This window comes from Nesterenkonia alkaliphila (genome assembly GCF_009758175.1).
Taxonomy (GTDB): domain Bacteria; phylum Actinomycetota; class Actinomycetes; order Actinomycetales; family Micrococcaceae; genus Nesterenkonia; species Nesterenkonia alkaliphila.
The window spans coordinates 40378-66234 of the sequence record NZ_WRPM01000071.1 but is presented as its reverse complement, the minus strand read 5'-3'; the positions used below and the strand labels follow the sequence as shown (position 1 = coordinate 66234).

Sequence of the window (25857 nt, the reverse complement as noted above, 5' to 3'; positions counted from 1 at the left end):
AGCACGTGGAATTGAGGACGCCGATGACCGTCGAGACCCCCGCAGCAACCGCGCCGAGCAAGGGACAGCACAGCCCTGAGAGCATCCTGCCCAGCTTCATCGCCGGGTCCTGGTGGACCCCTGAGAACCCGCAGAAGGTCACGGAGATCAACGACGCCGCCACCGGGGAGCTGGTCTGCCGGATCTCCACTGAGGGCCTGGACACCGTCGCTGCCGTGGACTACGCCCGCACAGTGGGTCAGGCCGGACTCGGTGAGCTGACATTCCACCAGCGTGCCCTGATCCTCAAGCAGCTGGCCCTGCACCTGGGCCAGCACAAGGAGCCGCTCTATGAGCTCTCCGACAAGACCGGAGCCACCCGTAAGGATCACCTGATCGATGTGGACGGCGGCATCGGCACCCTGTTCGCCTACTCCTCCAAGGGGCGTAAGGAACTGCCCAACTCCAATGTCATCATCGACGGGCAGGTGGAGCAGCTCTCCCGCGATGGCAGCTTTATCGGCGAGCACATCTACACCCGGTTGACCGGAGTGGCTGTGCAGATCAACGCCTTCAACTTCCCGGTCTGGGGCATGTTGGAAAAATTCGCCCCGAGCTTCATCGCCGGAGTGCCCACTATCGTCAAGCCGGCCAGCCAGACTGCCTATGTCACCGAGGCCTGCGTGCGGCTGATGCTGGACTCCGGGCTGCTGCCTGAGGGGTCCATCCAGCTGATCTCCGGCTCGGCACGGGATCTGCTGGACCAGCTGGACTACCGCGATCACGTGGCCTTCACCGGATCCGCGGGCACCGCCCAGCTGCTGCGCTCGCATCAGAATGTGCAGCAGGAGGGAGTCCGCTTCACCGCGGAGACAGACTCGCTCAACGCCGCGATTCTGGGCCCGGACGCTGGGCCCGAGACCCCAGAGTTTGAGGCCTTCATCAAAGCCGTAGTTCAGGAGATGACCGCCAAAGCCGGCCAGAAGTGCACCGCGATCCGCCGCACCATTGTGCCCAGCGAGCATGTGGACACCGTAGTGGAGGCACTGCGCGCCCGGGTGGAGTCCCGGGCCGTGTTGGGCGATCCGCGCGATGCTGAGACCACAGTGGGTGCCTTGGCTTCCAAGGACCAGCAGCAGGAGGTCACCTCAGCGGTGCAGCGGCTCATCGAAGCCGGCGGGGAGGTCTGCTTCGGCGGACCCGGCGGAGCCACCGGTAACGGTGATGCCGAGCGCGGTGCCTTCTTCCCGGTCACCGCGCTGAAGTTCAGCCAGGCCCGCACCCCCGAGGTGCACCAGGTAGAGGCCTTCGGGCCGGTCACCTCCGTGCTGGGCTACACAGATATCGACGACGCCGTGGCCCTGGCTGCCTTAGGCGGCGGTTCCTTGGTTGCCACCGTAGCCACCCACGACCCGGAGACTGCCGCGAGGTTTGTCCGCGGCATCGGTTCCCACCACGGCCGGGTGCATCTGCTGGACCGGGATGATGCCAAGACCTCAACCGGCCACGGCTCACCGCTGCCGCACCTGGTGCACGGCGGGCCCGGACGGGCCGGTGGTGGCGAGGAGCTCGGCGGTATGCGCGGGGTCAAGCACTATATGCAGCGCACCGCAGTGCAGGGCACCCCGGACCTGCTCACCGGGGTCACCGGGGTCTGGCACCGCGGGGCCAAGGCCAATACCGCCACCCCGGAGACGGTGGCCGCCGGTGAGGCGGTGCACCCGTTCCGCAAATCGCTGGCTGAGCTGAAGATCGGTGACCAGTTCGCCTCAGGACTGCGCCAGGTGCGCCTGGAGGACATCGAGGCCTTCGCTGAGTCCACCGGGGACACCTTCTACGCCCACACCAATGAGGAGGCGGCCACCGCCAACCCGTTCTTCCCGCGCCGGGTGGCCCACGGCTACCTGCTGGTCTCTTGGGCGGCCGGGCTGTTCGTGGAGCCGGTCCCGGGTCCGGTGCTGGCCAATACTGGTCTGGAGAACCTGAGCTTCCTGACCCCGGTCACCTACGGCGACTCGATCCGGGTCACGCTCACAGCTAAGCAGATCACCCCGCGGGAGACCGATGACTACGGCGAGGTCCGCTGGGACACTGTGCTGCACAACCAGAATGACGAGATCGTGGCCACCTACGATGTGCTCACCCGGGTGGCCAAGGAGACCCCCAACTGGGCGGAGTAGGCATGACTGCCAGGCTGGACCCCTCGTGCAAACTAGGAAATAAATCGTATGCAAACTAGGCAACGTAATTTATGCAAAGAGATGCAGGGGGCGCTGGGTGGACCAAGTGTTGAGAAGTACGCTCAGCTCATTGTTCGCGGCGGCTGGCCTGAGTTGGTCAATGATGATGTGGCAGATCCCAGCGACTACCTCGAGAGTTATCTCGATGACATTGCACGGACTGACCTGGAGGCTGCAGAGCTTCGTGTCGACCCGCTGCGGATGGAGGCACTGATCCGAGCCTTGGCCCGGAATGTCTCGACTGAGGTCAGTATTGCCAGATTGGCAGCAGAGGCGGAGATTTCGGGCAACGGGGGAGGGTCAGTTTCCTACAGATCAGCCCGGAAGTATCTCGATGCCTTGGAGAGAGTATTTGTTCTGGAAGAGCAGCCAGCCTGGTCGGTGCATCTGCGGTCCAAAGTGCGACTTCGAGTGCATCCAAAGTGGCACTTCATTGATCCCTCACTTGCCGCTGCGGCCTTGCAGACTTCCCCTCAGGCGCTCCTGGAGGAACTGACGACGTTCGGGTTTCTCTTTGAATCCTTAGCCATTCGAGATTTACGCATCTATGCCGACGTTCATCGCGGACGTGTCTTCCACTACCGGGACAGCTCCAACTTGGAAATTGATGCCATCATAGAGTTGCGTGATGGTCGCTGGGTGGCTTGTGAAGTGAAGCTCGGGGGCCAGAAACACATCGACCGAGCCGCCGATCATCTGCGGCAGCTCAGTCGTAAGGTCTCGGAACAGCGCCAAGCTCAGCTCCAAGCGCTAGTTGTCCTGACCGGAGGCGAGGCCAGTTACACCCGGCCAGACGGAGTGCATGTGGTCTCGCTTGGTCACCTTGCCCCCTGAACGGGCCGCGCGTGCTGCGGCGTCGTGTGCTGACCCGGGTGGCCAAGGAGACCCCCGACTGGGCCCAGTAGCGTAGTTTCAGGGTTTCTTCGGCACTGCGAAGAACTGCAGAACTTCTCCGCCAAAGCGCTGGAAGTGGGGTTGCCAGTGGCGAAGACTTGGGTATGTCAACGATGACAGCCCAAGAGTCACACCGGAATCAAAGGAGATTCGCCATGACTATCACCAGCCCCGAGACCAGCCAGCAGTTCATTTCGCTCTCCGGCCCGGAGGTTCCGCGCCAGGATGAACTCTTCACCCCCGGTGCCCTGGAGTTCTTAGCGGCACTGCACCAGGAGTTCAGTGTTCGCCTCGCGGCCCTGCCAGACCAGCAGGGCGGGAGGACGGTTTCCCGTGACTGGGCTCTGCTCGTGGACCAGCACCTCTCTGAGCCGCCGAGCAGCTTCATCAGCCCGCAGCGGTTGACCCGCGCCCAGGACAAGGTGTTGTGCCACGGTGCAGGCATCTCCGCAGGCCTGGTGGACTTCGGCCTGCACATCTTCCGCAATGCTCAGCGGCTGCTGGATGACGGGCGTGCTCCCTTCGTCTCGCTGCCTGGGGCTGAGACCGAGGAGGAGCTGCAGATTTGGCAGGAGCTCTTCATCCGTGCGGAGCAGCTGCTGAACCTGCCTGATGGAACTATCCGCGCCATCCATCTGCGCCCCGGGGAGCCGGATCAGGACGATGATGAGGACGGCCAGGAGACCACCGCCGGGGTCCTGATGCCCCGCATCAGCGGCTGACTCCGTTCCTGGGACAGCTGCAGCTACCGGCCGTGGAAGCTGGGGGTTCGCTTGGCCTGGAAGGCGGCGAAGCCCTCCGCGTAGTCCTCTGAGGCGCAGAGCGCGGCCTGGGCGCGGTTCTCCGCGTCCAGGGACTCCCAGAGGCCGATCCGTTCATCTCGGATCTGGGCTACCAGCTTCTTCGACTCGCGGAACGCAAGCGTGGCCCCGGCGGCTGCTTTCTGCGCCTTCCCTCGGGTGAACTCCACCAGCTCTGCCGCGGGCACGGCCCGGGAGAAAAGTCCGGCAGCCACGGCCTCGGCCCCGGAGATCAGCTCTGCGGTGTAGATCAGGTCCAGGGTGCGGTGGGCGCCCAGACGCTCGACGAACAGGGCATGGCCACCGGAGTCCAGGGTTGCGCCAAGCGAGGCGAACGGGGAGCCGATCTTGGCGTCCTCGGCAACGTAGACCACATCCGTGGCGATGGCCAGCCCCAGGCCTACGCCCAGGCAGGCGCCCTGAACAGCGGCGAAGGTGGGCGCCGGGAACTGCGCCATCCGGCGCAGCAGCGGGGTGACCTTATCGCCCAGGTAGCCCAGCACATCGTCCTCGGCCGGGGTGACCCCGGAGATATCCCGCCCGGCGCAGAAGCCGCGGCCCTCACCGCGCAGCAGCAGAGCCCGGACCCCGGCCGCCTCGGCCTCCCGGTAGGCGCCCTCCAGCTGCGCCAGGGCCGCCTCATCCAGCGAGTTCAGCTTCTTGGGTGCGTTCAGCACCACCTCTGCCAGTCCGTTATCGATAGTCAGGTCTATCATCAGCTGCTCCGTCTCAATGGTCAGGCGTCGTAGTCGACTACGAGCTTCTCGCCGGTGGGTCGGGTCTGGCAGGTGAGCACATAGCCGCGCTCCAGCTCGTCCTTCTCCAGCGCGTAGTTCTCATCCATCTCGAAGCCCCCCGAGACCACTTTGGCCCGGCAGGTGCCGCAGACCCCGCCGGCACAGGCGAAGGGCACATCCGAGCGGGAGCGCAGGGCGGCGTTGAGCACGGTCTCACCCGAGGCAGCAGGAGAGGCCACCTGACCGGTCAGACCATCCAGGGTGAATTCGATCTCCACGGTCTTACCGCCAGGATCAGCCTGCACCCTGCGGCCCTGCTGGCCGGCGGGGCGGTCCGGGCGCCCGGTGCTGAACAGTTCAAAGCGCACCTTCTCCTCGGCCACACCGCGGGAGGCCAGTTCATCGCGCAGCAGCTGCACCAGTTCAAAGGGCCCGCAGAGGAACCACTCATCGGTGTCCTCGGGCCTCAACACATGGTCCAGCAGGGCAGTGAGCTTCTCCGCGTCGATCCGACCGGTCAGCAGCGGGTTCAGCCGCTGCTCCCGGCTGAGTACATGATGCACTGCGAACCGGGCCGGGTAGCGGTCTTTGAGGTCCCCGATCTCCTCAGCGAACATCACATCAGAGGCCGAACGGTTGGCGTAGACCAGCTCAAAGGTGGCCTCCGGGGAGGAGCGCAGCACTGAGCGGGCGATCGCCATGATCGGGGTGATCCCGGAGCCCGCAGCGAAGGCCACCAGCCGGGCGTCAGCGCGGCGTGCCACCGCCTCCTCGGCCAGCTCCTCGGGGCGGTTCATCGAGGTGATCGCCGTCTTGGAGACGAACGCCCCGGAGGGGTTCATCACCTCGAGGCTGGCCCCGGGAGTCAGTTCCTCATTGGCCCAGGTGGAGAACACTCCGCCGATATCGCGTTTGATCGCCACCCGGATCTCACCGGGAACGGGTTCGGTGCAGATGGAGTAGGAGCGGCGCAGCTGCCTGCCGTCGATCTCTGCTCGCAGGGCCACATACTGGCCCGGGGCATAGTCGAAATCAGCCTGCAGCTCCGGGGGCACCTCAAAGGTGACCTCCACTGAATCGGCCGTCAGCCGGCGGACATCCTTGACTCGCAGTGTATTGAAGGTCGCGCGGCGGCGTGCAGCAGTGGCCGTTTCCGGGGCAGGGGTCTGAACAGTCATCACAGCACCTTGAAGTAGTCGAAGGGTTCCAGGCAGGCTCGGCACTGATACAGCGCCTTGCAAGCGGTGGAGCCGAACCGGGCCAGCTCACGGGTGTCCAGGGAGTCACAGCGCGGGCATTTCACGCTCAGCCCCACCGAGATCGGACCGTTGCGCACCGGGGCGGCCCCAGTGGGTGGGGTGATCCCGTACTCGCGCAGTTTGGCCTTGCCCTCATCAGTCATCCAGTCGGTGGTCCAGGCCGGCTTCAGCACGGTGTGAACCTGCACCGGGTCGTAGCCGCCGCGCTGCAGGGCAGCACGAACATCGGCGGTGATGGTCTCCATCGCCGGACAGCCGGAGTAGGTGGGGGTGATGAGTACGACGCCGCCCCCCTCCTCAGTTGCCGCAGCAGCCCGCAGGATGCCCAGATCGGCAATGGAGAGCACCGGGATCTCCGGGTCGTTGACTTCGGCCGCCAGATCCCAGACCGCGGCATCGCGCGGATCCTGGGGGCGGACTCCCTCCGGGGAGAGCTGAAGGTCCTCAGCAGTGGTCATGACAGCGGTCCTCACCAGCTGGCCCCTGGATGCTGCCGGGCCAGCACCTGCATCTCGGCCAGGATGAACCCGCGCTGTTCGGAGAACCGACCGGAGCGGTCGGCCCCGAAGGCGCCCTTGATCTCCGGGACCCGCAGTCCGGCCTGCTCGATGATCCCGGTCAGCCGCTCCATCACCGATTCCCGCAGGGAAGAAGGCAGCACGGCGATCCCGGCCTCGGCCAGTTCGGCGGTGGGCTCGGCATCGTAGAACAGCTCCTGTACATATGCCCAGACGGACTCCAGCCCGGCCTGCATGCGCCGCTGGGACTCCTCAGTGCCGCCGGCCAGGCGCAGCAGCCACTGGGCTGCGTGGTCCTGGTGGTAGGCGACCTCTTTGAGTGCCTTCTCCGCCACTGCGGCAAGGGTCTCATCGGCGGAGTCCACCAGCCGGGAGTAGAGCTCATGGGAGTAGAAGCTGAAGATCAGCTGCCGGGCGATGGTCTTGGCGAAGTCCCCGTTCTCCTGCTCCACCAGACGTGCGGAGCGGAACTCCTCCTCATCACGGAAATAGGCGAGATCATCCTCAGTTTTACCCCAGGCGGTACCGGCATAGGTGAGGAAGAACCGGGCATGGCCCAGCAGGTCCAGGGCAATATTGCCCAGGGCGATATCCTCCTCCAGCTCCGGGGCCCGGGAGATCCAGTGGCCCAGCCGCTGGGCCAGGATGAGCGAGTCATCACCCAGAATCAGCGCATAGCGGGCGGTCTTCTCATCCGCGGCGGCGCCGGAGGAGCTCAGGTCCTCAGGCGTGATGGCATCACCCACTGAGATCCGAGTGGCGGAGTCCTGCGTGGTGAAGCTGCTCATAGGTGCGGCACCCCCTCGGACTGGGTGTAGTAGGTGGCATGCCGGTAGGCCTTGCCCTGGGCAGACTCGAAGTAGCCGCCCTTGGAGTCGGGGTCGGAGGCTGCGATCTCGGCTGCCGGGACCACCCAGATGGAGGTCCCCTCATTACGCCGGGTGTAGAGGTCGCGGGCATTGCGCAAGGCCATCGAGGCGTCCGGGGCATGCAGGGAGCCAGCATGCACATGGGAGAGCCCGCGTGAAGAGCGGACAAAGACCTCCCAGAGCGGCCATAGGCTGCGCTCAGCGGGATCGGCGGCGATCACGCCGCCCGCCGGGATCTGCTCTGTCTGCTGTGCGGTCTCAGTCATGCCTTCGGAGGCCTTTCGTGCGTGTGCGGAAGGGAGAGTGTGTGCGGGGTGGGGTGAGGGCTCAGGCGGTGAGCAGGGCGGCGTCGTGGGCTGCCTGCTGCTGCTTGGCGGCATAGGCGGCTGCGGCCTCGCGAACCCAGGCACCCTCATCGCGGGCGGCGCGGTAGTGGGCCAGCCGCTGGTGGTTCAGCGGGCCGTTGCCCTTGACCACACTGAAGAACTCATCCCAGTCCAGATCGCCGTAGTCGTAGTGACCGCGCTCATCGTTCCACTTCAGCTCGGGGTCGGGCAGGGTGAGCCCCAGGGCCTCTGCCTGAGGGACGATCATGTCCACGAACCGCTGGCGAAGATCATCATTGGAGAACCGCTTGATATTCCAGGCCATGGACTGCTTGGAGTTGGGCGACTCGTCATCTGGCGGACCGAACATCTGCAGGGCCGGGCCGTAGAACCGGTCCACAGCATCCTGGGCCATCTGCTTCTGGGCTTGAGTTCCATGCGAGAGCGTGTAGAGGATCTCCCAGCCCTGGCGCTGGTGGAAGGACTCCTCCTTGCAGATGCGGACCATGGCCCGGCCGTAGGGGCCGTAGCTGGCCCGGCACAGCGGCACCTGGTTGGTGATCGCCGCTCCGTCCACCAGCCAGCCGATGGCCCCGATATCGGCCCAGGTGCGGGCGGGGTAGTTGAAGATCGAGGAGTACTTGGCCTTGCCAGTGTAGAGCTGCTCGTAGAGCTCGTCCCGTGGGGTGCCCAGTGTCTCGGCGGCGGAGTAGAGGTAGAGTCCGTGGCCGGCCTCGTCCTGCACTTTGGCCATCAGCACGGCCTTGCGTTTCAGCGAGGGTGCCCGGGTGATCCAGTTGCCCTCCGGCTGCATGCCGATGATCTCGGAGTGGGCGTGCTGGGAGACCTGGCGGACCAGAGTCTTGCGGTAGTTATTGGGCATCCAGTCCCGGGGCTCCACGCGCTTGTCCTCGGCGATGAGCTGCTCGAAGCGCTCCCAGCCCACGCGGGCTTCTTCGGCGGCCCGGCGGGCGTCCTCAGAGATCTGCTCGGTGGTGGCCGTGGCCTCGACGGGGTGCAGCTGTGGGGATTGTGCGGACATGGTGACCTCCTGAATTACTGACCGTTCGTTCAGTATATACCAGGAGTGATGTGAGGCACAACACTTAGTGGGGTTCCCGCTCCGGAGCGCGCAGGCCCTCCAGCAGCAGGGTGACTACTGACTGGGCCACCGGAGCTGAGGAGTCTGCCCGTTCCGGGCGGTACCAGTCCACGATGGAGTTGACCATGCCCATGGCCAGCCGGGAGGCGGTGCGGGCGTTGATATCGCTGCGCAGATCACCGTCCTGCTGAGCCTGGCGGATCAGCTCCGCGATGCGCAGGGTAATCTCTCGGCGGCGCCGTAGGGCAGCGGTCTCCAGATCGGAGTTACCGCGCAGCCGCAGCAGCAGGGTGACGTAGGGCAGGGAGCGGGTGAGCACATTGACCGATTCGCGCAGGATAGTCTCCAGTTCGACCACCGCGGGCACATCCAGGGCCTCGGCCTCGGTGACCACCCGCTCGAGCTCCGAGAGTGAGTGGCTCAGCGCAGCCTCAAGGATCTCCTCCTTGGACTTCACATGATGATAGATCGCGGATTTGGAGATGCCCAGCTCCTGGGCAAGAGTGCCCATGGAGGTCGCCTCATAACCGTGTCGGTTGAACACTTCTACGCAGACTCTGACCAGGGAGTCCCGGTCATAGCCGGGGCGTCCCCGCCGGGCCTGACGGTCGGACTCTGCGGAGCTGAGATCGGTGGTGGGAGGCATCATCCCAGGGTACCGTTCGGCAGTCTCAGCGGCGCGGGCTCAACGGGGGCGTTTGTCATAGATTCGGCGCAGTTTTCCTGAGGAGCGGGCCAGGGTCTCCGGCTCGGCGACCACCACTTGGCAGCTGGAGCCGATCTTGACCTTGATCTGTTTGGCCAGTTCGGCGCCTGCGGCCTGGGCGGCCTCAGGCGTGGTCTCCGGGCGGCGCTCAATGTGCACCGTCATCTGGTCCATATGCTTGGGTCGGGTCAGCTCCAGCTGGAAATGAGGGGAGAGGCCCTGGATGCTCAGGGCGATCTCCTCGATCTGTGTGGGGAAGAGGTTGACCCCGCGCAGGATGATCATGTCATCGCTGCGCCCGGTGATGCGGCCCATCCGGCGGTGCCCGGGACGGTCGGTGCCGGGGAGCAGCCGGGTCAGGTCATGGGTGCGGTACCGGATGATCGGCAGTGCTTCCTTGGTGAGGGTGGTAAAGACCAGCTCGCCGTGCTGACCCATCGGCAGCACCTGCTCGGTGAGCGGGTCGATGATCTCTGGGCGGAAATGGTCCTCCCAGATGGTGGAGCCGTCCTTGCGCTGCACGGACTCACCGGCCACTCCTGGCCCCATCACCTCGGAGAGCCCGTAGATATCGCAGGCGGTGATGTTGAAGGCCTTCTCGATCTCGTGCCGCATCTCCTCAGTCCAGGGCTCGGCACCGAAGACCCCCACCTCCAGGGAGGACTCCCGGGGGTCCAGGCCCCGGTGGCGGAAGGCATCGGCCAGGGCCAGAAGGTAGGTGGGGGTGCAGAGGATGACCCGGGGTTGGAAGTCCTGGATGAGCTGGATCTGCTTCTCGGTCTGCCCGCCGGACATCGGGATCACTGTGGCGCCGAGCTTCTCGATGCCGTAGTGGGCGCCAAGTCCGCCGGTGAACAGCCCGTAGCCGTAGGCGTTGTGCACAATGTCCCCGGGCCGGACTCCGGAGAAGCGAAGGCAGCGCGCCAGCAGGGTGGCCCAGCGGTCAATGTCACCCTCGGTGTAGCCCACCACTGTGGGCCGCCCGGTGGTGCCGGAGGAGGCGTGGATGCGCCGGACCTGGTCCATCGGTACGGCGAAGGACTTGAACGGATAGGCGCTGCGCAGAAACTCCTTGTCGGTGAAGGGGAACTTGGCCAGGTCCTCCAGGGTCTGCAGGTCCTCAGGGCTCACCCCGTGGGCGTCATAGAGCTCACGGTAGGCGGTGATGTTCTCATAGGCGTGCCGCACAGTGGCCTGCAGGCGGGGCAGCTGCAGCGCCTCGATCTGCTCACGGCTGGCCAGCTCCTCGGGATCAGGCTCATTGCCCGGGGTGGGGGCGGCGGCAGTGGCGGCAATTGCGGTGGCCACTGCATTGGCGGCGTCGTGCTCGGTGCCAGTGGCGCCTGCGGCGGGGGAGGGGGCAATGCTCATCAGCGAGTCACCTTCTCTGGGTTGAACGGCACGGTGCGGGAACGCCCGCGGAACACGGCGATCAGGTCATCGCCCCGGGTGACGGAGACGTCATAGACCCCGCTGCGCCCGGCTTGGGCCACCGGTTTGGCCTCAGCGATGAGCTCATCACCCAGCCAGGCTGACTTCATGAAGTTGATGTCCACACCTGAGGCCACGGTGATGGTGCCATCATCCCCCTGCGGGTGATTGCAGGCCATGGCGAAGGCGGTGTCAGCCAGGCTGAAGATCATCCCGCCGTGCACGATGTCGAAGCCGTTGGTCATCTCCCGGCGCACGGTCATCGCGAGCTTGGCATGGCCCGGCTCGGCCAACAGCACCTCAGCACCCAGCCAGGCGGTGCACCGGTCTGTTTCCAGCATCCTGTGGTGCGGGCCGCCAGGGGGCATCGGCACGCCCTCATAGGTGGTCTCGGCAGTGGTGCTGATGTCAGTCATGGTGCTCCTGGGGATGCGAACAACAATTACAGACCAATCGGTCAGTAATGTAACCTAAGCACCGCGGAGCCTGTGATGTCAAGCACACTCAGGGCCTTCAGCTCAGACGAAGGCAGAAACTCCTGTCAGGTCACGGCCAGCAATGAGCAGATTGATGCCGTGGCTTCCTTCATAGGTGTAGATTGCCTCGATGTCACCGGCCACTTTGGCGGCCTCGTGGGTGCTCAGGATCCCGTTGCCGCCCAGGGTCTCGCGCGCCAGGGCGGCGGACTCGCGGGCCAGGCGGGTCAGTGTGGCTTTGGCCAGCGAGGCCCGCATCATGGTCAACTTCTCCTCACTCTGCAGGCGGCTGAGTTCTCCCATCAGTGCGGTGGACACGGCTAGGTTCCCGGCCACCTTGGCCAGGGCGGTCTGGATCATTTGGAAGGAGGCCAGCGGCTTGCCGAACTGCTGCCGGGAGCGTGCGTAGCTGCGGGAGATGTCCAGCAGTGCCTGCTGGGCGCCCACTGCCTGCCAGCCCACCCATGCGCGTGAACCCCGCAGGCCCTCTCCTGCGGCGGCGAAGCTGCTGGCTCCCGGCATCAGGGCGGTCTCCGGCACCAGCACATCTAAGGTGATGTCGGCGTTCTGCATAATCCGCAGCCCGGTCTTCTGGCTGATTTTCTGCGCTTGGTAGCCCGGAGTGCTGGTGGGTACCAGGAACCCCTTAATCTGGGCGTCGGCAGTGTCGCGTGCCCAGACCAGAGCCACATCTGCAACGGTGCCCAGGCCGATCCAGCGCTTGGCCCCCTGGATGTGCCACTGGCCGTCCGCCTGCTGCGTGGCCGAGGTGGTCAGGCCGCCGGCCACATCCGAGCCGTGCTCGGGTTCGGTCAGGCAGAAGGCTCCCAACTGCCGAAGGCTGCGCAACCCGGGGAGCCACTCGCGCTTGTGCTGCTCCGATCCCAGGCTGTCGATAGTGCCCACGATGAGCTCATTGTGGATGCCGACTACGGCAGATATCGAGACGTCTGCCCGAGCCAGGGCCGCGTGGGCCAGGCCTTGGAAGAGGTGGGAGGACCCGTCGACGAAGACCTCGCCGAGCCCAAGCTCGCCGGCCTCCTCGAGCAGGTGGCGGGGCAGCTCCTCCTGGTTCCACGGCTCGATGCTCTCGGGCCGGATGCGGCCTTGGGCAAACTCCTCGATCTGCTGCAGCCGCTGCCGCTCAGCCGGCTGCAGATGCCGGGCCAGCTCCAGGAGATCGGGGTGCTCCGGGCTGGTGTGCAGCTGATGTGGGGCAGCTGCCAGGGCTGGCGGCGTCGTCATCGTTGTCTCCTCAATCTCCCGCGAGTCTCGGGTGTTCTGCGGCCCGGGCGGGGGTGGACACCGGGACTTTACCAACTATAGGACTTCCAAGTATATTCTATGGGTGACTGGCATCACACTGTTATTGCAGGAGCAGATATGACCGTGACTGAGGAGTTCCGCGCAGCTCGCGACCACCTGGTCAGCGTTCAGGAGGACTGGGAGCGTGCCCGGAAGGAGTTCCAGTGGCCCCGCTTCACCCACTTCAACTTCGGGTTCGACTGGTTCGACCAGGTGGCTGCCAGCCCGGAGCGCGCCGAGCAGGATGCCCTGGTGATCGTCGAGGAGGACGGCAGACGGCTCTCCCGCACTTTCGCCCAGCTCAGCGCCGATTCCAATCGCGTGGCGAACTGGTTCCGCAGCATCGGGATCTCCCGCGGTGACCGGCTCATCCTGATGCTAGGCAATCAGGTTGAACTTTGGGAGACGATGCTGGCAGCCATCAAGCTGGGAGCGGTACTGGTGCCCACCACCACCCAGATGGGCGCCTATGATCTCCAAGACCGGGTCACCCGGGCCGAGGCCAGATGGGTGGTCGGCGATACGGAGACCCTGCAGAAGTTCACCGAGGTCACCGGCGACTATCAGCTCATCCACGTCCCGGGGTTCTACGCCGGCGACGCCGCAACCGCACCTGAGGTGCCCGGACGCAGGGTGCACTCCTATCCGGAGGCGTATCAGTCCTCCGCTGAGCTCCGCCCGGAGCAGCCCAGCGGAGCGGATGACACCCTGCTGCTGTACTTCACCTCCGGGACCACCTCCAAGCCCAAACTGGTCGAGCACACCCACACCTCCTATCCGGTAGGCCACCTCTCCACGCTCTACTGGATCGGACTGCAGCCCGGCGATGTCCACCTCAACGTGTCCTCCCCGGGGTGGGCCAAGCATGCTTGGTCCAACTTCTTCGCCCCGTGGATCGCCGAGGCGACCATTTACCTCTATAACTTCAGCAAGTTCGACGCCGCGGCCCTGATGCAGAACATGCAGGAGGCCGCGGTGACGACTTTCTGCGCCCCGCCGACGGTGTGGCGGATGCTCATCAAGGCCGACCTGTCCCAGCTGAAGACCCCTCCCCGGGTGGCGGTCTCGGCAGGAGAGCCGCTGAACGCGGAGGTGATCGAGCAGGTGCAGCGGGCTTGGGGCTGCACCATCCGGGACGGTTTCGGCCAGACCGAGTCCTCGCTGCAGGTGGCCAATACGCCCGGCCGGCAGGTCAAGTTCGGCGCCATGGGGGTCCCGCTGCCCGGGTTCGACGTGGCCCTGGTGGACCCGATCTCCGGGGAGGAGGCGGCCGAGGGAGAGATATGCCTGCGTCTGGACAGCGAGCTCTACGGGCCTCCGGTAGGCCTGATGAAGGGCTACTACGGGGATGAGGAGAAGAACGCCGAGGTCTTCCGGGAGGGCTACTACCACACCGGGGATATCGCCTCCCGCGATGAGAATGGCGTGATCACCTATGTGGGCCGGGCCGATGACGTATTCAAGTCCAGCGACTATAAGGTCTCGCCCTTCGAGCTGGAGTCTGTGCTGGTGGAGCACCCGGCTGTGGTGGAGGCGGCCATTGTGCCAGCCCCGGACGAGATCCGGCTGGCCATTCCCAAGGCCTATGTGACCCTTGCCTCCGGATGGGAGCCGGATGAGCGCACCGCAGCGGAGATCCTGCAGTTCTGCCTGGACAAGCTGCCTCCCTATAAACGGATCCGCCGCATCGAGTTCACTGAGCTGCCGAAGACTATCTCTGGAAAGATCCGCCGGGTTCAGCTGCGCAAGGCGGAGGAGGAGCGGGCCCAGTCCGGCGGGGCTCCGGAGGGCTACGGGGTGGAGTATAGGGAGGAGGATCTCGCCATCCGACCCAAACGATGAGGCGGCTCTAGAATAGTCAAAATTCGCCGCAACCTTGAAGGAGACTGTCGATGCATCCGCCGCTGGCCAAGGACCCGATCGCTGAGATCCAGAAGAACTGGGAGCGCCATGGGTGGGAGACGGCAGCGGCCCCGGCTGCGGCGGTGACCGCGATCATGCGCACCCAGCAGATCCTGCTGGGCCGGGCACAGGAGATCCTCAAGCCTTTCGAGCTGACCTTCGCCCGCTATGAGGTGATCAGCCTGCTGAGCTTCTCCCGGGAGAAGCGGATGCCCATGAACAAGGCCTCCAAGCTCTTGCAGGTCCACCCCACCTCGATCACCAATGCAGTGGATCGTCTGGAGTCAGCCGGGCTGATGGAGCGTCAGCCGCATGAGTCGGACCGGAGGGCTGTGCTGCTGGTGCTCACCGCCAAGGGCAAGCAGGTGGCCGGGGAGGCCACCCGGGCGCTCAATGAGCAGCTGTTCGAGCAGACAGGCTTCACCCCGGAGGAGGTCGCTGAACTCAACCGGATTCTGGCAAAGTTCCGCCAGCGCGCCGGGGACTTCGAGGCCTGAGCGCTCAGTTCACCGGTGCTTCCACTGGGGTTCGCGTTTCTCGGCGAATGCGGCCATACCCTCCGCCTGGTCCTCGGTGGAGAACAGCGAGTGGAAGATCCGCCGCTCAAAGAGCAGCCCCTGGCTCAGGGAGGTCTCGAAGGCGCTGGCCACCGCCTCCTTGGCCAGCTGAGTGGCCGGTTTAGACTTCGCAGCGATAGTCTCAGCGACCTTGGTGGCCTCGGCAAGGGTCTGGTCATCGGCCACCACCCGCGAGACCAGCCCGATCCGCTCGGCCTCCGCGGCATCGATATGCCGGCCGGTGAGCACCATGTCCATGGTCTTAGCCTTGCCCACTGAGCGCGCCAGCCGCTGGGAGCCGCCCATTCCGGGAATCACACCGAGGTTGATCTCGGGCTGGCCGAACTTGGCGCTCTCCCCGGCGATGATCACATCGGTCATCATGGCCAGTTCGCAGCCCCCGCCCAGGGCGTAGCCGTTGACTGCGGCCACCACTGGGGTGCGCAGGGCTGCGAAGTCCTCCCAGCGCTGGAAGAAGTCCGCCGCGTACATCGCCGGATAGTCCATATCCGCCATCTGTTTGATGTCAGCACCGGCAGCGAAGGCCTTATCCGAGCCGGTGAGCACTATGGCACCGATTCGCGGATCTGCATCAAATGCCGTGGCGGCAGTGATTACCTCCTCCATCACGGTTTCGTTGAGCGCGTTCAGTGCCTTGGGCCGGTTGAGCTGGATGGTTCCCACACGGCCAGAGGTGGAGACCAGGATGGTGGAGTACTCGGTCATATGGTGTCCTTTGTCGGTTGCGCCTGTGAGACATCAGGCTGGGAGTTCTCACGGATGGTATTGATGATGGCAGAAAAGTCCTGGCCGGCGCCCTCGCCTTGGGCGAACTCGGAGTAGATCTCGGTAGCCAACCGGCCCAGCTGAGCCTGCACCCCCTGCTCATCCAAGGCATTGGTGGCCAGGTTGAGGTCCTTGGCCATCAGGGCCCCGGCGAACCCGGGCTGGTAGTTCCGGTTAGCCGGCGAGGTGGGCACCGGTCCCGGCACTGGGCAGTTGGTGGTCAGGGCCCAGCACTGGCCGGAGGCCTTGGAGACTACGTCGAAGAGCGCCTGGTGGGTCAGGCCCAGCTTCTCCCCGAGTACGAAGGCCTCACCAACTGCGATCTGGGTGATGCCCAAAATCATGTTGTTGCAGATCTTGGCCGCCTGACCCAGACCGTTGGTGCCGCAGTGCACCACTCGGGCGCCCATGATCTCAAGCAGCGGCTCGATCTCGGCGAAGACCTCGTCCCCGGCGCCGACCATGAACGCCAGAGTGCCCGCCTCTGCGCCGACCACTCCACCCGAAACTGGGGCGTCAGCGGCGCGGAATCCTGACTGCTGGGCCAGCTCGGCCGCCTGCTGGGCCTCGGAGATATTGATGGTGGAGCAGTCCAGGAAGATAGTTCCGGGCCGGGCCGCTGAGAGCAGTCCGGGGGAGTCCTGGTAGGCGGAGATCACCTGCTGTCCCGAAGGCAGCATGGTCAGGACAACCTCCGCTTGGGCCACCGCCTCCAGGGGGTCATCCACCACCGTGATCCCGTTCGTGCTGGCGGTCTCCATGGCGGCGGGCACCACATCGAATCCGTAGACCCTGACCCCGGCCTTGACCAGGTTTGCGGCCATCGGCCCGCCCATATTGCCCAGCCCGATAAAGGCGACAGTGGGCAGTGGGGCCTCTCCCGCGTCGTCGTACTGGGAGGTCTGGGTACTCAGCACCGCCTCAGTCTCCAGCGGGGTGTCCACAAGGGGTGTGGGCTCAGTGCTGTATCCATGTTCTTCCATCATGCTCAGCTTCCCTCCGGCATGATGAAGCTCGCGCCCTCTTTCAGCCCGGAGGGCCAGCGGGTGCTTACTGTTTTGGTCTTGGTGTAGAACTTCAGCCCCTCGGTGCCGTGCTGGTTGAGGTCACCGAAACCGGAGGCCTTCCAGCCGCCGAAGGTGTAGTAGGCGATCGGCACTGGGATCGGCACATTGACCCCGACCATGCCCACCTCCACGCGTGAGGTGAAATCGCGTGCGGTGTCCCCGTCACGGGTGAAGATCGCTACGCCGTTGCCGAACTCGTGCTCGGTGGGCAGCCGCAGCGCCTCCTCGTAGTCGGCGGCGCGCACTATGCACAGCACGGGGCCGAAGATCTCCTCCTTATAGATCCGCATCTGCGGGGTGACATGGTCGAACAGTGTGGCGCCGACCCAGTAGCCGTTGGGGTAGCCCTCCACCTGCGCGCCGCGACCGTCCACCACCAGCTCGGCACCCTCCTGGGCCCCGATGCCGATGTAGTTCTCGATCCGCTCCTTGGCATCGGCCCCGACCACCGGGCCGAAGTCGCTGGTGGGGTCCAGGGAGGGGCCCACCCTGAGCTTGGCGATGCGCTGCTCCAGCTTCTCGCGCAGTGCTTGGGCAGTGGCCTCGCCTACCGGGACTGCCACTGAGATGGCCATGCAGCGCTCGCCGGCCGAGCCGTAGCCGGCACCGATCAGTGCATCGGCGGCCTGATCGAGGTCGGCGTCAGGCATGATGACCATGTGGTTCTTGGCCCCACCGAAGCACTGGGCCCGTTTGCCTGCCGCTGCGGCCGCGGAGTAGATGGCTTGGGCGATGGGGGTGGAACCTACAAACCCGACGGCTTTGACGCGGGGGTCCTCGATGAGCGCGTCCACCGCTTCCTTGTCTCCGTTGACCACGTTCAGCGTGCCTGGGGGCATTCCGGCCTCCAGAGCCAGTTCGGCCAGGCGCAGCGGAACCGAGGGGTCACGCTCTGAGGGTTTGAGCACAAAAGTGTTGCCTGCGGCCAGGGCCGTGCCGGCCTTCCACAGCGGAATCATCGCCGGGAAGTTGAAGGGAGTGATTCCGCCAACCACACCTAGGGGCTGGCGCAGGCTGTGCACATCCATGCCAGTGGCCACGCTATGGCTGAACTCGCCCTTGAGCAGATGCGGTGCCCCGGCGCCGAACTCCACCACCTCCACCCCGCGCTGGATGTCTCCCTTGGCGTCCTCGAAGGTCTTGCCGTGCTCATTGGAGAGCATCTCGGCCAACTCATCGCGGTGCTGAGCGATCAGGTCCACCCACTTCAGCAGGATCCGCCCGCGCCGCTGCGGATTGATGGCCGACCACTCTGGGAAGGCTCGTTGGGCGGAGTCCACTGCGGCGCTGACCTCATCCAGGCTGGCCAGCGGAACATGAGAGGTGACTTCGCCGCGCACCGGATTGAAGACCTCTCGGCTCCGGCCGGAGGTTCCGCTGACGTGCTCACCGTGGATAAAGTGGGACAGTTCGGGCATGAGGCGTTCCTTTGCACAGGGAGTGATCTATCTCTCATGTGCTAGCCTAAGCTCGAGTGGTTGGACGTGCAACTAATTAGCTGGAGCGAGCGCGACCCCGCCCCAGCGTTTGAATCAACACAGTGAGGTGTCATGGCGGAATCAGTGATCGTAGCCGGTGCCCGCACCCCGATGGGGAGGCTGCTGGGCGGACTTTCCTCCCTCTCCGCGGCTGACTTAGGCGGTGCAGCCGTCGCCGCTGCGCTGCAGCGCGCCGGGGTCAGCGGAGATGCTGTGGACTACGTGGTGATGGGCCAGGTGATTCAGGCTGGGGCCGGGCAGAATCCGGCGCGCACTGCGGCGATCGCCGGCGGAATCCCCACCTCAGTTCCTGCCATCACGGTGAACAAGGTTTGCCTCTCCGGGCTGAACGCCGTGGCCACCGCGGATCAGATGATCCGCGCCGGCGAGTGCGAGGTGGTGGTGGCCGGCGGAATGGAGTCCATGTCCCAGGCCCCGCACCTGCTGCCCAGCTCCCGCACCGGGATCAAATACGGCGACGCCGCCCTAGTGGACTCAATGGCCTATGACGCCCTCTACGACCAGGCCACCAGCCAGTCTATGGGCGCGTTGACCGAGTCCTGCAACGCCGATGCCCTGGAGGTCTCGCGCGCAGAGCAGGACCGGATCGCGGCAACCTCCCACCAGCGGGCAGCACGCGCTGCAGAGGCCGGGCTGTTCGCCGAGGAGATCGTTCCGGTGCGGATCCCGCAGCGCCGCGGCGACGATCTGGTGGTGGAGGCCGATGAGGGCATCCGCCCGGAGACCACCGCCGAATCCCTGGGCAAGCTGCGCCCGGCATTCAGCGGCAAGGGCACTGTGACCGCTGGGTCCGCCTCCCAGATCTCAGACGGCGCCTGCGCCCTAGTGGTGATGTCCAGGGCAAAGGCTGAGTCCCTGGGGCTGAACTGGATCGCCCGGATCGGCGCCCACGGCATGGTGGCCGGCCCGGACTCCAGCCTGCAGCTGCAGCCGGCCAATGCCATCGAGGCCGCCTGCGCCAAGGCCGGGATTGCTCCCGGTGAGCTGGACCTGATCGAGATCAACGAGGCCTTCGCAGCAGTCTCTGCGGCCTCCATGCGGCAGCTGGGAGTCGGCGAGGAGATCGTCAATGTCAACGGCGGAGCCATCGCGCTGGGCCACCCGGTAGGAATGTCCGGGGCGCGGCTGCTGCTGCACCTGGCTCTGGAGCTGGGCCGCCGCGGCGGCGGCACCGGAGTCGCCGCACTGTGCGGGGGCGGCGGCCAGGGCGATGCCCTCATCCTTCACGTTTGAGCACACCCACGGGAGAGAGACGATGGCACTGAACATCAGCACCGACCTCACCGGAACCAGCGCCGTGATCACCGGAGGCGCCTCCGGTCTCGGCTACGCCACCGCCCAAGCGCTGGTGGAAGCCGGCGCCCAGGTAGTGGTCATTGACCTCCCGGATGCACCGGACTCCACATCCCGAGCCGATGCCGTGGCTGCCCTGGGGGAGGCCGCGCAGTTCCATCCCGGTGATGTCACGGACCCGCAGACCAGTATTGACGCCGTGGCAGCGGCCGCAGCCCGGGGCCCGCTGCGCACTGCGGTCAGCTGCGCCGGGGTGGCAACCCCCGGCAAGCTGCTGGGCCGCAAGGGGCCCCTGCCCGCCGAGACGTTCATGAAGGTGCTGGCCATCAACACCGGCGGCACTGTGAACCTGATGACCGCGGCAGCGGCGGTGATGGCGGAGAACGAGCTGGCCGGGGAGGACCGCGGGGTGCTGATCAACACTGCCTCCGTGGCTGCCTTCGACGGTCAGATCGGCCAGATCGCCTACTCGGCTTCCAAAGGAGCGGTGGCCTCGCTGACCCTGCCTGCTGCTCGGGAGCTGGCCGCCCATGCCATCCGCGTAGTGACCATCGCACCGGGGCTGTTCGAGACCCCCATGATGGCAGGCCTGCCGGAGGATGCCCGCGAGTCCCTGCGCGCCAAGACCCTGCACCCGGCCCGGCTGGGCAAGCCCGAGGACTATGCCCAGACCGTCCTGCAGATCATCGCCAACCCTATGCTCAACGGCGAGACTATCCGGCTGGACGGGGCCATCCGCCTCGAACCCAAGTAGCGTCGAAACCCTCCGCTGTCAGCCCTGCCTAGAGCTGTATGCGCTGCCTAGAGCTATACCGCTCGGCATCCTGAACAGCTCTAGGCAAACGGCTGCTGGGCGGCGGAAGTAGGCTAGTTCCATGCCTGCCGGACGCTATGCACCCAGCCCCTCCGGGGATCTGCATCTGGGGAATCTGCGCACCGCCATCCTCGCCTGGCTGTTTGCCCGGGCCTCAGGCAGGGCGCTGCTGCTGCGCTATGAGGATCTGGACACCGGGCGCACCGTACCTGGCTCCGCTGAGCGCCAAGCTGCCGATATGCGCGCCCTCGGCATCACCTTTGACGGGGAGGCCACGCATCAGTCCCAGCGCCGGGACTATTACGACGACGCCCTGGACCAGTTGAGAGCCCAGGGCCTGGTCTATGAGTGCTTCTGCACCCGCCGCGAGATCCAGGAGGCCCCGCGGGCACCGCATGCTCCGCCCGGGGCCTATCCCGGCACCTGCCGGAACCTCACTGACCAGGAGCGCCGGCGGCGTCGGAGGCAGCGCACTCCGGCTCTGCGGCTGCGCGCTGAGCAGCAGACATACACCGTCTACGACCAGCTGCTGGGCCAGGTCACCGCCGCAGTGGACGACGTGGTGCTGCTGCGCAATGACGGGGCTGCCGCCTATAACCTCGCAGTGGTGGTGGATGACCAGCTCTCCGGGGTGGACCAGGTGGTCAGGGCAGATGACCTGGCCGACTCCGCCCCGCGGCAGGCATATCTGCGGGGCCTACTCTACGGTCAGGAGGCTGCCCAGGCGGTGGAGTATGCGCATGTGCCACTGGTGGTCAACGATGAGGGGAAGCGGCTGGCCAAGCGCGACGGGGCGGTCACCCTGGCCCAGCTCGGCGAGCAGGGAGTCTCCGCCGAGCAGGTGCGCGACCTGCTGCTGGCCTCACTCGGCCTCCCTCCCGGTCCGCTGGAGCAGGCGCTCGCCGCCTTCAGGCCGGAGCACCTGCCCCGTGAGCCGTGGGTCTGGCCAGGCGGGCCGCAGCCGGGCGCCGAGGGCTGACTCAGAGCGAGACGATGACCATGGTGGCCGCGAAGACCACCCCGGAGGCCAGCAGCACGATGGTGGTGTAGCTGAGGATGTCGCGCATCTTCAATCCCGCGATCGCCAGCAGCGGCAGTGCCCAGAACGGTTGGATCATATTGGTCCACTGGTCCCCGTAGGCAACTGCCATGATGGCCACAGCCGGGTCGGTGCCCAGTGACCCGGCAGCCTCCAGCAGGATCGGCGCCTGAACTGCGATCTGACCACCCCCGGAGGGCACAAAGAAGTTGACCAACCCGGCTGAGAGAAACGCCCACAGGGCAAAGGTCTCCTGGGTGGAGATCGAGACGAACGCCTCGGAGATCACTGTCATCAGACCGGTGCCTGACATGATCCCCAGAATTCCCGCGTAGAGCGGGAACTGCAGCAGGATCTCCCCGACATTGGAAGCAGCCTGTTTGGTCAGCGCGATCAGCTCGAACGGGTTGCGCACCAGCAGCATGATCAGTGCCAGGAAGCTCCAGTTCACAATGTCCAGGGTCAGTGACCCGCCGCCGCTGAAGTGGATCACCAGGTAGCCCACCAGCAGCAGGCCCATCAGCAGAGTGGGGATCCGGGAGGCGTCCACCCGGTCTGCCGGGGTCACCACCTCCTCCTCGACCCGGACCTCCTCATCGCTGCGCGCCGCCTTCAGGGTCACCACCGCCTTGGGGTCCCGCGGAGCTATCAGGTAGAGCGCACCGAGCACCACCACGATGGTCACCAGGCAGGCGATGATGTTCCAAGTGGAGAAGATGGTCTCCGAGATGGGGATGGTCCCGCCAATCTGATCCTCGATGAAGGATCCCGGGGTGGCTGCGGTCAGCGGTCCGGAGGCGGAGTAGCCCATATGCCAGACCACCATTCCGGAGAACGCGGCAGCCACCAGCATCGGGAAGTGCACCGGGGTGCCGCGCTCCCGGAACACATGGGCGATCTCGCGCGCCAGCAGTGCTCCGGCAACCAGACCCAGGCCCCAGGTGATCAAGCATGCGATGGAGGCGACCACGAAGATGAACAGATAGGCCTGGACCGCGGTCTTCGGGACTTTCGCCAGGCGGTGCAGCAGCTTCCGCACCGGCCCGGTGTTGGCCAGAATGTAGCCCAGGAACAGGATCAGAGCCATCTGAGTGATGAACTCCAGCAGACCGGCGAGCCCCAGCCCCCACTCCTCCACCACAGTGACCGGACCGGCATCGGTGAAGATCAGCGCCAGCACCGCCACAATGAAGGTCAGTGCTACGGCGAAGACCAGGGCTGAGGGAATCAGCTTCTCCACTGCCGTGTTCAGCGGGCGCATCACCGCGCCCAGGATTGCGCCATTGGAACGGCTGGCAGGCTTCGGCCCAGTCGTGCGATTCATTGTGCCCCTCCTTGTGCCATCATGTGATCCAGTTCATAGAAACACACTTCAGCTTCTGAATCCAGAGAGTCTTGCTGAACTCGCGACTATTCGCTCAGTGCGCAGGTTGGGCAGCATTTCGGAGGTGAATCGGGCCCAGATGCTGCACATGGTGCGCACTCAAGGCAGGACCCGGTGGCGCGTGTCCATATAACGGAATATTGCGCCGCGACTTGCGCAGAGTCCGCGCAATCAGCAGACTTGTCCATAGGTCAAGAGTGCCAGCGCAAAACCCCGGTTTGCTGGCCGGCAACCCTCCAGTTCGCGGTGGGGTGCCCCGGGTGACGACCTGGCCGCACGGAACACCCCGTGACGGCAAGCGCGGACCTCACTGGCTCCCAGTGCAGGTCTATGAGTGACCACTGGAGCGTCATCATGACTGAGCAGAACACCACCCAGCCCACCATCGAGCAGCCGCGGTTTGAAACGCTGCAGATCCATGCCGGAGTGGAGCCGGACCCCGGATCAGGAGCCCGGGCCCTGCCGATCCAGCAGACCACCAGCTTTGTGTTCCCCGATACCGAGGCAGCCGCCAAGCGCTTCGGGCTCGAGGAGATCGCCCCCATCTACTCCCGGATCGGCAACCCCACCGTGCAGGCGGTGGAGGATAAGATCGCGGCACTGGAGGGCGGTGTCGGTGCCCTGGCCGTAGCCTCCGGTCAGGCCGCCACCACCCTTGCGCTGCTGAACATCGCAGAGGCCGGCAGCCATGTGGTGGCCTCACCCTCCCTCTACGGCGGCACCCAGAACCTCTTCAAGCACACCCTGCCCAAATTCGGGGTAGAGGTCAGCTTTGTGGCGGACCCCGATGACCCGGAGTCCTGGCGAGCAGAGATCCGGGAGAACACCGTGGCCTTCTTCGCTGAGACCGTGGCCAACCCGCGCACCGATGTGCTGGACCTGGAGGCAGTGGCCGGCATCGCCCATGAGTACGGGGCGCCCCTGATCGTGGACAACACGCTGCCCACCCCCTACCTGCTGCGGCCCTTCGAGTTCGGCGCCGATGTAGTGGTGCACTCGGCCACTAAGTTCTTGGGCGGGCACGGCACCGCCATTGCCGGGGTCATTGTCGATTCCGGAAACTTCGACTACACCCAGTACCCGCAGCGGTTCCCCGGCTTCAACCAGCCGGATGAGAGCTACCACGGGTTGGTCTTCGGCCGTGACCTGGGGCCAGAGGGCATATTCGGGGTCAACCTCTCCTATATCCTCAAGGCCCGGGTGCAGCTGCTGCGCGATATCGGCCCCGCCCTGTCCCCGCACAACGCGTTCGAGATCAACCTGGGCCTGGAGACGCTGAGTCTTCGCGTGGAGCGACACGTGTCGAATGCCCAGAAGGTGGCCGAATACCTGGAGGCCCACAGCGCGGTCCGCCGGGTCTTCTACTCCGGGCTGAAATCCAGCCCCTGCTACGAGCGAGGCCAGAAGTACCTGCCCAAGGGAATCGGTGCCGTGCTGAGCTTTGAGCTGCACGAGAACGACCCGGAGCAGGCGGTGGCCAAGGGCCAGGCCCTGGTGGACGCTCTGAAGCTGCACTCCCTGGTGGCCAATGTGGGCGATGTCCGCTCCCTGGCCATTCACCCGGCATCCACCACCCACCGCCAGCTCAGTCAGGCAGAACAGCGGGCCGCCGGAGTCAAGCCTGGGCTGGTGCGGCTCTCGGTGGGACTGGAGCATATTGATGACATCATCGCTGACCTGGACCAGGCGCTGGCCCAGGCCGAAGGCTGAGCCCGCCCATGTCCCTGGTGCCGGAGGAGAAGGTGGGTGCTGTCGAGAATGACCTCGGCACCCGGCCCGCAGGGGCCCTGAGAACCTACGACGCCGGCCCCTTCACCTTCGAGACCGGGGGGCACCTACCAGCTGTCACCGTTGCCTATGAGACCTGGGGTGAGCTCAACACCGCAGGCGACAACGCCGTGCTGGTGGCCCATGCGCTCACCGGCGACACCCATGTGGCCTCCTCACCGACTGACCCAGCCATCGGCTGGTGGGAGGGCCTGCTGGGGGAGGGCCGGCCCATCGACACCTCCCGGTGGTTCGTGATCGCTCCAGCCATGGTCGGCGGCTGCTACGGATCCACCGGCCCGGGCTCGGCCGCTCCGGACGGAACCCCCTGGGGATCCCGGTTCCCGTTCGTGACCATCCGTGACTCCGTGCACCTGGAGAAGCGGCTGCTGGACCACCTGGGGGTCACCCGGCTGCACTCAGTGGTGGGCGGCTCGATGGGCGGGGCCCGGGCCCTGGAATGGGCGGCCACCTACCCGGAGTTCGTGCGCAGCTTCGGAGTCTTCGCCTGCGGGGCGGCCTCCACCGCGGAGCAGATCGCCTTCGGCCAGGCCCAGGTGCTGGCCATCCGCAACGACCCGCACTTCAACGGTGGGGACTACTACGCGGGCCCGCACCCGGAGGCCGGGCTGGGCCTGGCCCGCCGGATCGCCCATATCACCTACCGCACGGAGGCCGAGCTGGGCCTGCGCTTCGGCCGCGCTCCCCAAGGGGCGGAGAACCCGCTGGGGGGCACCGAGCTGGCCGGGCGGCGTCGTCGTACCGGCCGGTACCAGGTGGAGTCCTATCTGGACCACCAGGCCGCAAAGCTCACCCAACGGTTTGACCCCAACGCATACATTACCCTGGCCGAGGCGCTGATCAGCCACGATGTGGGCCGGGGCCGCGGGGGAGTGGCAGCAGCCCTGGCGCAGGTCAGCGCCGTCCCGCTGCTGGCCGCGGTGGACACCGACCGGCTCTACTTCCCTGAACAGTCCCAGCAGATCGCGGACCTGCTGCCCGGGGAGCACCAGGTGCACCTGATCACCTCGCATATCGGCCATGACGGCTTCCTCACCTCCGCTGAGCAGCTGGGACGTCAGATTCGTGTAACGCTCGGCCTATAGA

24 protein-coding genes and 1 riboswitch are annotated in these 25857 nt (G+C 65.8%); of the genes, 10 read left to right on the top strand and 14 right to left on the bottom strand.

The genetic code is table 11. The annotated features are described in order from the left end of the window. Positions 1-23: 23 nt before the first annotated feature. From paaZ to GNZ21_RS10265, 3 genes are all read left to right on the top strand, one after another. A complete protein-coding gene (gene paaZ, locus GNZ21_RS10275) occupies positions 24-2159 on the top strand; it encodes a phenylacetic acid degradation bifunctional protein PaaZ (protein WP_157323991.1) in 2136 nt (711 codons plus the stop codon). Between the two features lie 81 nt (positions 2160-2240). Beyond that, positions 2241-3053 carry an ATP-binding protein gene (locus GNZ21_RS10270; protein WP_157323989.1) on the top strand — a complete coding sequence of 271 codons (813 nt, stop codon included), beginning with the start codon at positions 2241-2243 and terminating at the stop codon, positions 3051-3053. Positions 3054-3268: 215 nt separating this feature from the next. Beyond that, positions 3269-3835 (top strand): aldolase/citrate lyase/malate synthase family protein, encoded by a 567-nt coding sequence (locus GNZ21_RS10265; protein ID WP_157323986.1) that lies wholly within the window; start codon positions 3269-3271, stop codon positions 3833-3835. Between the two features lie 23 nt (positions 3836-3858). Here the strand turns inward: GNZ21_RS10265 and GNZ21_RS10260 are convergent, their stop codons facing one another. The 10 genes from GNZ21_RS10260 to GNZ21_RS10215 form a co-directional block, all read right to left on the bottom strand. After that, complete coding sequence (locus GNZ21_RS10260; protein WP_157323984.1) at positions 3859-4629, bottom strand: enoyl-CoA hydratase/isomerase family protein; 771 nt, start codon at positions 4627-4629, stop codon at positions 3859-3861. A gap of 20 nt (positions 4630-4649) precedes the next feature. After that, a complete protein-coding gene (gene paaE / locus GNZ21_RS10255; protein WP_157323982.1) occupies positions 4650-5828 on the bottom strand; it encodes a 1,2-phenylacetyl-CoA epoxidase subunit PaaE in 1179 nt (392 codons plus the stop codon). After that, positions 5828-6367 carry a 1,2-phenylacetyl-CoA epoxidase subunit PaaD gene (gene paaD / locus GNZ21_RS10250; RefSeq protein WP_157323980.1) on the bottom strand — a complete coding sequence of 180 codons (540 nt, stop codon included), beginning with the start codon at positions 6365-6367 and terminating at the stop codon, positions 5828-5830. Before paaD ends, paaE begins: the two co-directional genes overlap by 1 nt. 11 nt (positions 6368-6378) lie before the next feature. After that, positions 6379-7215: a 1,2-phenylacetyl-CoA epoxidase subunit PaaC gene (gene paaC, locus GNZ21_RS10245; protein ID WP_157323978.1), complete on the bottom strand. Its 837-nt coding sequence runs from the start codon at positions 7213-7215 to the stop codon at positions 6379-6381. Then, positions 7212-7562, bottom strand: a complete 351-nt coding sequence (gene paaB / locus GNZ21_RS10240) for a 1,2-phenylacetyl-CoA epoxidase subunit PaaB (protein ID WP_157323976.1) — start codon at positions 7560-7562, stop codon at positions 7212-7214. Before paaB ends, paaC begins: the two co-directional genes overlap by 4 nt. A gap of 61 nt (positions 7563-7623) precedes the next feature. Further along, a complete protein-coding gene (gene paaA, locus GNZ21_RS10235; protein WP_157323974.1) occupies positions 7624-8664 on the bottom strand; it encodes a 1,2-phenylacetyl-CoA epoxidase subunit PaaA in 1041 nt (346 codons plus the stop codon). 64 nt (positions 8665-8728) lie between these two features. Then, positions 8729-9373, bottom strand: a complete 645-nt coding sequence (locus GNZ21_RS10230; RefSeq protein ID WP_157323972.1) for a TetR/AcrR family transcriptional regulator — start codon at positions 9371-9373, stop codon at positions 8729-8731. A 36-nt stretch (positions 9374-9409) separates the two neighbouring features. Continuing rightward, positions 9410-10801 carry an AMP-binding protein gene (locus GNZ21_RS10225; protein ID WP_157323970.1) on the bottom strand — a complete coding sequence of 464 codons (1392 nt, stop codon included), beginning with the start codon at positions 10799-10801 and terminating at the stop codon, positions 9410-9412. Beyond that, positions 10801-11277 (bottom strand): hydroxyphenylacetyl-CoA thioesterase PaaI, encoded by a 477-nt coding sequence (gene paaI / locus GNZ21_RS10220; protein ID WP_308805439.1) that lies wholly within the window; start codon positions 11275-11277, stop codon positions 10801-10803. The genes GNZ21_RS10225 and paaI overlap by 1 nt, the downstream gene beginning before the upstream one ends. A 102-nt stretch (positions 11278-11379) precedes the next feature. Further along, positions 11380-12582, bottom strand: a complete 1203-nt coding sequence (locus tag GNZ21_RS10215; RefSeq protein ID WP_157323968.1) for an acyl-CoA dehydrogenase family protein — start codon at positions 12580-12582, stop codon at positions 11380-11382. 138 nt (positions 12583-12720) lie between these two features. On the opposite strand from GNZ21_RS10215, the gene GNZ21_RS10210 reads away from it, so the two are divergent. Next, positions 12721-14484 (top strand): AMP-binding protein, encoded by a 1764-nt coding sequence (locus GNZ21_RS10210; protein ID WP_157323965.1) that lies wholly within the window; start codon positions 12721-12723, stop codon positions 14482-14484. Positions 14485-14534: 50 nt separating this feature from the next. Then, positions 14535-15041 (top strand): MarR family winged helix-turn-helix transcriptional regulator, encoded by a 507-nt coding sequence (locus tag GNZ21_RS10205; RefSeq protein ID WP_157323963.1) that lies wholly within the window; start codon positions 14535-14537, stop codon positions 15039-15041. A gap of 9 nt (positions 15042-15050) precedes the next feature. Here the strand turns inward: GNZ21_RS10205 and GNZ21_RS10200 are convergent, their stop codons facing one another. The 3 genes from GNZ21_RS10200 to GNZ21_RS10190 all read right to left on the bottom strand — a co-directional run bounded on the left by GNZ21_RS10200 (position 15051) and on the right by GNZ21_RS10190 (position 18372). Then, positions 15051-15827, bottom strand: a complete 777-nt coding sequence (locus GNZ21_RS10200; protein ID WP_157323961.1) for an enoyl-CoA hydratase — start codon at positions 15825-15827, stop codon at positions 15051-15053. Further along, entirely contained in the window at positions 15824-16756 is a 933-nt protein-coding gene (gene mmsB / locus GNZ21_RS10195) for a 3-hydroxyisobutyrate dehydrogenase (protein WP_157324093.1), read from the bottom strand. Before mmsB ends, GNZ21_RS10200 begins: the two co-directional genes overlap by 4 nt. Before the next feature lie 119 nt (positions 16757-16875). Next, entirely contained in the window at positions 16876-18372 is a 1497-nt protein-coding gene (locus GNZ21_RS10190) for a CoA-acylating methylmalonate-semialdehyde dehydrogenase (RefSeq protein WP_157323958.1), read from the bottom strand. A gap of 132 nt (positions 18373-18504) precedes the next feature. Between GNZ21_RS10190 and GNZ21_RS10185 the strand changes: the two genes are divergently transcribed. The 3 genes from GNZ21_RS10185 to gluQRS all read left to right on the top strand — a co-directional run bounded on the left by GNZ21_RS10185 (position 18505) and on the right by gluQRS (position 21539). Then, complete coding sequence (locus GNZ21_RS10185; protein WP_157323956.1) at positions 18505-19686, top strand: acetyl-CoA C-acetyltransferase; 1182 nt, start codon at positions 18505-18507, stop codon at positions 19684-19686. Positions 19687-19708: 22 nt separating this feature from the next. Next, complete coding sequence (locus GNZ21_RS10180; protein ID WP_157323954.1) at positions 19709-20500, top strand: SDR family NAD(P)-dependent oxidoreductase; 792 nt, start codon at positions 19709-19711, stop codon at positions 20498-20500. A gap of 121 nt (positions 20501-20621) precedes the next feature. Then, positions 20622-21539: a tRNA glutamyl-Q(34) synthetase GluQRS gene (gene gluQRS / locus GNZ21_RS10175; RefSeq protein ID WP_157323952.1), complete on the top strand. Its 918-nt coding sequence runs from the start codon at positions 20622-20624 to the stop codon at positions 21537-21539. A 1-nt stretch (position 21540) separates the two neighbouring features. Here the strand turns inward: gluQRS and GNZ21_RS10170 are convergent, their stop codons facing one another. Then, positions 21541-22923, bottom strand: a complete 1383-nt coding sequence (locus tag GNZ21_RS10170) for a short-chain fatty acid transporter (protein WP_373868353.1) — start codon at positions 22921-22923, stop codon at positions 21541-21543. Between the two features lie 249 nt (positions 22924-23172). Continuing rightward, positions 23173-23290, top strand: a riboswitch (SAM riboswitch). A 47-nt stretch (positions 23291-23337) separates the two neighbouring features. Here GNZ21_RS10170 and GNZ21_RS10165 point away from each other — a divergent pair. Both GNZ21_RS10165 and metX read left to right on the top strand, forming a co-directional pair. Continuing rightward, complete coding sequence (locus GNZ21_RS10165; protein WP_157323950.1) at positions 23338-24693, top strand: O-acetylhomoserine aminocarboxypropyltransferase/cysteine synthase family protein; 1356 nt, start codon at positions 23338-23340, stop codon at positions 24691-24693. 8 nt (positions 24694-24701) lie between these two features. After that, the gene (gene metX, locus GNZ21_RS10160) at positions 24702-25856 is read left to right on the top strand and encodes a homoserine O-acetyltransferase MetX (protein ID WP_157323948.1); all 1155 of its coding nucleotides are present in this window, start codon (positions 24702-24704) and stop codon (positions 25854-25856) included. Position 25857: the final 1 nt, after the last annotated feature.